Source organism: Nocardia sp. NPDC004582 (assembly GCF_053602115.1).
On the sequence record NZ_JBSGCY010000295.1, the window covers coordinates 1 to 1,564 of the forward strand.

The following is a 1,564-nucleotide window of genomic DNA, read 5'->3' on the forward strand; positions in this document are numbered from 1 at the left end:
GCCTCGGGCGCCGGTGATCTGGGCCGGAAGCCGGGTCTGGCAGCCGCGGGGGCCACTGCCGTCGGAGCCGCTGGAGCCGCCGGTGTGGCCGGGCTCGGCCGGCACAGCAGGACGGTCGCCGTGCCGCTGGTCGCCGACACCGAGATGGACACCATGCTCCGCGGGCTGGGTGACGGCGCCGTCCTCGACATCACCTACGGCGAAGCGCTGCAGGGTCTTTCGCCGGTCGTGGTCGGCATCAAGCTGCTGGTCGACGAGAACCTGAGCCCCCGGCTGGCCGAACGGCTGGAGGCCGCCGGGTATGACGTGGCGCACGCGCGCGATATCGGCCTCTCCGGTGGCGACAACCGGCGCGCGCTGGCGCAGGCGAAGTCGAGCGGGCGCGCCCTGGTGACCGCCGAGCGCACCTGTATTCCCGACCTCATCGCGGGCACGTCGGTGCCGAGCGTGGTCCTGCTGGATTCGGTGGATGCCACGGTCGACGACCAGGTGACGGTGCTGAAGCAAGCGCTGCCGCGACTGAATCAGCTGCTGTCCGGTGGCGCCCTGGCGGTGCTGTCGGAGCAGCGGATCCGGGCATGGCGTCTGCCGTCGTCACGCGGATAGCCTCCGGATGGACCGGTGAACCCGCGCGGGCGGGCGCTCGTGCGAGTGGACAGGGTGGCCGGTGCGGGTATGGCGGGAATATCGGCTCGACGGCGGCGGCTATCCTTGGACGGTCATGAAGTCGGCTTTCCCGGGTCCGGTCGGTGCCCAGACGGTCTACCTCGATCACGCGGCGACTACTCCGATGTTCCCGGTCGCGATCGAGGCCATGTGTGCTGCGCTGGGGGTGACGGGCAACGCCTCGTCGCTGCACGGGTCGGGAAGGGCCGCGCGCCGGCTGCTCGAGGAGGCCCGGGAGTCGATCGCGGCGGGGCTGGGGGCGCGGCCCTCGGAGGTGATCTTCACCTCGGGCGGGACCGAGAGCGACAACCTCGCCGTCAAGGGGATCTACTGGGCGCGCCGGGACGCCGATCCGCGGCGGAACCGGATTCTGGTGAGCGCGGTCGAGCATCACGCGGTGCTGGACACCGTCGAGTGGCTCGAACAGCACGAGGGCGCGCGGATCACGTGGCTCGACTGCGATGCCGAGGGCATCGTGTCGCCGCGCACGCTGCGAGCCGCGCTGGCCGCGCACGCCGAGGAGACGGCGCTGGTCAGTGTCATGTGGGCCAATAACGAGGTCGGGACGATTCAGCCGATCCGGGAATTGGCCGCGGTGGCACAGGAGTTCGACGTGCCCATGCACAGCGACGCGGTGCAGGCGGCCGCCCAGCTGCCCATCGATTTCGCGGGCAGCGGGCTGGCGGCGGCCAGTTTCGCCGGGCACAAGGTCGGCGGGCCGCACGGGGTCGGGGTGCTGCTGCTGGGCCGGCAGGTGCCGGCGGTGCCGCTGCTGCACGGCGGCGGGCACGAGCGGGATCTGCGCTCGGGCACCTCGGACGTGCCCGCGGCGGTGAGCCTGGCGGCCGCCCTCCGCGAGACCGTGGCGGGCCTCGAGGTTCGCGCGGTGGAGTTGGAG

Annotated in this window: 2 protein-coding genes; both read left to right on the forward strand. The window is 72.4% G+C overall.

Going from position 1 to position 1,564, the window contains the following annotated elements:
• Nucleotides 1-606: DUF5615 family PIN-like protein (locus tag ACWELJ_RS34125; protein ID WP_452370178.1), on the forward strand; the 606-nt coding region annotated here is incomplete at its 5' end.
• A gap of 115 nt (nt 607-721) precedes the next feature.
• A partial coding sequence (locus ACWELJ_RS34130; RefSeq protein WP_452370179.1) for a cysteine desulfurase family protein occupies nt 722-1,564 on the forward strand: 843 nt, incomplete at its 3' end.